Here is a 4000-nt window from a genome sequence, read left to right as displayed (position 1 = left end):
GAGTATATGATCACAACTAGATCAGATCGTCAAACTGATCGTTTATTGTTTAAAAAACGTTCGCGATCTCGCCCTGCTTGGTAATTAGACCGACAGTTTCCCTTGGTAATCACACGCCATCAGAGAACTCAGAAATAAGCTGCTTGGCTGCAGCTGGAAAATTCATTTAACTAACCTAAATTTCTTGAAAGTCGTTTGCTTGGTTAATCTTCTGGCAAAGCATTAAATTTATCCTTTTTGCTTTGAAACCACTCTTGCATAGCTTGAGGTTGTTGCATCATTTGTTGATTTTTCCCTTAGATTCAAGATGAGACGCGTCTTGATGTTGAAATATTTGCATGCCATGGGCTTTAACTTAATTCTACAATTTCCACAAAAGAGCTGCCTGTAAACTGCTTGTCACTTGAGTTAATTCTGACTAGGAGTTTGGTGAAAGGGGTGTGAAATAAATGACGGCAAATCCACTTTATTGCGAAACAGCAATTAAATTGGAGTTGCCCCCTTTTATATTTTAACTTGAGTTATAAGGTAACTTTAATGCTTAATTAGAAAAATCATCACATAAAATGGCAGAGTCTTTTACACCGTGCTTTTTCAGCATTGATATGGTTTCTAACATCATCTGTTTGGGGCCACACAAATAAAACTGGATCTGATTTAAATCTCCCAGAGTGTCTATTGAATTATCGATTACCTGCTGGACATAACCATTTGCACCATCCCAATTTGTGTCGGGCTTAGATAATACAGGCGTAAAGTGAAAATTTTGATATTCAAAGGCCAATCTTTCGAATAACTCACGATAAATTAAATCAACTTTATGACGAGCCCCAAAGTAAAAGTGAATATTTTCCTGGCATTTAAGTTTTTCTAATTGCTCCATTATTATTGATTTGAGAGGGGCTATTCCCGAACCCGCTCCAATCATTACCATTGTTCTTGCGGTGTCGATATGTGAATTACTTACATAAAATTTTTCGAACGGTCCAATCGCTTCGATACTTTCGCCAAGCAGCATATTGCAGATGTAATTTGAGCCAAAACCAGGCAATAAATTTGCTCTAGGTGCCGGCTGCATCTTGATTAAAAAAGTTAATTCATTTGTATGCGAATCATAATTTGCCAAAGAATAGCAACGGTTAATCGCAGTGTGATTATAATTAAGCCTTTTAATATGTTCCCAATATGTTTGAAATTCATCAGGAATAATCGACGGCACTGAACTACCATGCGCAGCAGGAATATTAAACTGAATATAGGCGCCGGCTCTAAATTTTAGTGGATTTTCACTGTTAACTTTAAAACGTAGCTCTTTTATAAAAGGGCTCAGAAATATTGAATGTGTCAATATTAAGTTATGTTTCTCCGCTTTATGAGCCAATAATTCAACTTCTTTGACTTCATTGCTGTGATGTTGACAGGCGAGCCGGTGTCCCGCATCAATTTCGGTCTGAGACAATAATACGCGCTCTGCAGAATTAGGTGTTGGGGCTGGATTTAACTTAACCTTACACTGTCCACATGTGCCTCCACCTCCACAAGTAGATGGAATAAGAATGTCATGGGCATTTAAACCTTCCATTAAATTTTGATGACTAGAAATCTTTAAATTACCAACAGGTTCACTCATTTGTTTTTTAATAAATACAGGGTGTTTTTTGGCTAAAAAGCTCAGTCTGTAGTTGCCTCCAAACGCCAATTGAATGGTCCAAATAAAGCCAGATAGACAAAGCCATAAAGTTATAAATGCGAACAAGATAATGTGCCAACTATTGAAGCCGCCAACGCCGTTATAATCCATAAAATGCAGCATAAAGAAGAAGTCAGCAAAACGTTTGTCGTCATCACTATGAGAGATTAATTCTCCAGTACGAGCATCAACATACACACTTGTATTGACCTTATCGGCGAAGTTAACTTGCCAGACTTGGTTTTTCTCTCTTAGCAAGTCGTCTATTGGGGGAGTCAACTTTGTTGCTGATAGGAGTTCACCTGGACCATTATATGAGCGAGAGGCGATATGGCTAGCTAACTCGGCATCAATTAATTTTGGTTGGCCTGTATAAGCATCGATAAGAGTATAATCACTTTCAAAATGCCGCCTCAATCCTTTGTGGTGAGTTAACAAGTAGTATGGCTTATCTTGCAAAGATATAAGCTTAATTGATTGAGTGGGGCGTGGGACCGGGCTGCTACTGGTACGCACATTATCTAAAATGTCCTGTGGATATAAAAGTTTAGATTGATAGGTTGTAAGAGGACTTGCCACAGGCGATATTTTATTTTGATATTGGTCGCCATGAACTTTACTCACGTCCATAATATTAAAATAAAAACCACTCAGTAACCAAATTAGTAACTGTATCCCGACTAATACGGAGGTCCATTTATGTATTGATTTGATAAACTGCATACTCACGCCTCCTTTGCTTTACGCAGTACAGTGTAATAACTTAATCCTAATCCCAATAAACAGGCGCCAATACTGAATAGGGTTAGCCAGAAAAGCAGCCAGTTATCGTGTTCACGATTATTGTAATCCGCTAAGTGGAATCGAAACATCCAGTCGAATATTCGCCAAAAGTTATGACGATAACGAACTAATTTTCCGGATTCTGCAGAGATATAGATTGAAGGGCTGCTAAAGGCATCATAATCAATACGATATGCCGGTAAAAACTTTTCATTTAAACCATATGGTGGATTTTCAGTAATTAAATTAATTTCTTTTACAGCTGATGTACCACTGTAATAATAATTAGAGATTTCTATGGCCCGCTTTTTATCAAATGGTGCCAAGCGTTCACCAGTTCGCGCACTAAGTAATAACTCTTGACCATCGTTAGACACATGATAGACGGTTTGTTCAGCTAAGGTCGCTAGTTCAATTTCGGTTGCGTTTGGGTAGTCAACCAATATGTCAGTTAAGCTATATTTTACATCTTGAGAATTGATGTTTGGTTGATGGTCTGCGATCAAGTTGTTGCCATGGATATAGTTTAGGTCGATAACTACCATATAAGCGCCAGTGACCGACCATATGACAAACTGAATACCTAAAAACAGCATCATCCATTTATGATACTTGCGGATCTTATTTACAAACTTCATCGACTCTAACCTTCAACTCTAATGTCTTAAATAGGAGATGCCCTATCACTTTTTACGCTCCGTTTGAGCGTCTGTAGTCAGTACGACGGCATTATTGAATTTTTATCCTGAATTATTCAAATATTGGATCTCTTTTTTGACTCAATTAAAAATCTTTTATATGTCTTTTTGAAAAAAAAGCATAAATTACAGACACTTAGACTGTTTGAGGTTGACTGTGAATGGCTGCTTTTTTTACCTTGCAGAGCTGAAAGTGGCAGTCAAACTGGCTTTTTAAACCCAGATTGTAAAGCGTGGGAATTGTTATTCTTGCTGGAATTAAGATATATTGTTTGGCGTTTAACCTGAGGGATCCCCTCGAATTTGACCATAGTATCAGCTCTTTTCCAGTTTGATGACACCCCAGTCAAACTCTGCTACCCAGAGCATGATTTGCTGCCTCGCCGCTTGTATCTCTTCTTCAGTCAATCCTAGCTGGGCGAGCTTACATAACCGCATTCCCAGATAGTTGAACGACAATACGCGCCGGTGCTTGATGCTGTTAGCCTGAAACTGTAAGTGCTTCCCGGCCAGCTCTGCCGCCAGCCCTATCATGTAGTGCAACCAATTTGCCAGTGCCGCCAATAGCAACAGCACTTCCAGCCGTTCGCGTTTATAAGTACGGTGGGCTTCGCTACCTAAGCCATAGGTCTGGCTTTTCTGGTCGCGGAAGCTCTCTTCTATTTGCATGCGTTTGCCGTAGCATTTGGCAATCTTCGTCGCGTAATCGAAGCAATTGGGCAAGGATGAGACCAACAACCACGGCTCTTTATATTGCTTGTGTTTGTCGGATTTTCGCAGCTTCCAACCGGTGCCCACCAGCACGGCTTGAGTGCGATATTGCTGGGCT

General features: G+C 39.5%; 3 protein-coding genes. All 3 read right to left on the bottom strand.

The window, feature by feature from the left end:
* Positions 1 to 541: 541 nt before the first annotated feature.
* Positions 542 to 2413: a PepSY domain-containing protein gene (locus AAEZ22_RS17825; RefSeq protein ID WP_352298274.1), complete on the bottom strand. Its 1872-nt coding sequence runs from the start codon at positions 2411 to 2413 to the stop codon at positions 542 to 544.
* 2 nt (positions 2414 to 2415) lie between these two features.
* A complete protein-coding gene (locus AAEZ22_RS17820; RefSeq protein WP_352298271.1) occupies positions 2416 to 3111 on the bottom strand; it encodes a PepSY domain-containing protein in 696 nt (231 codons plus the stop codon).
* 375 nt (positions 3112 to 3486) lie between these two features.
* Positions 3487 to 4000 (bottom strand): transposase (locus tag AAEZ22_RS17815; RefSeq protein ID WP_352298269.1); only part of this gene is annotated, 514 nt, incomplete at its 5' end.

Origin of the sequence: Pseudoalteromonas sp. 20-MNA-CIBAN-0454 (genome assembly GCF_040308685.1) — a bacterium.
Lineage (GTDB): Bacteria > Pseudomonadota > Gammaproteobacteria > Enterobacterales > Alteromonadaceae > Pseudoalteromonas > Pseudoalteromonas nigrifaciens.
Note: the sequence above shows the minus strand (reverse complement) of the source record. Positions and strands in the feature narration are given on the sequence as shown.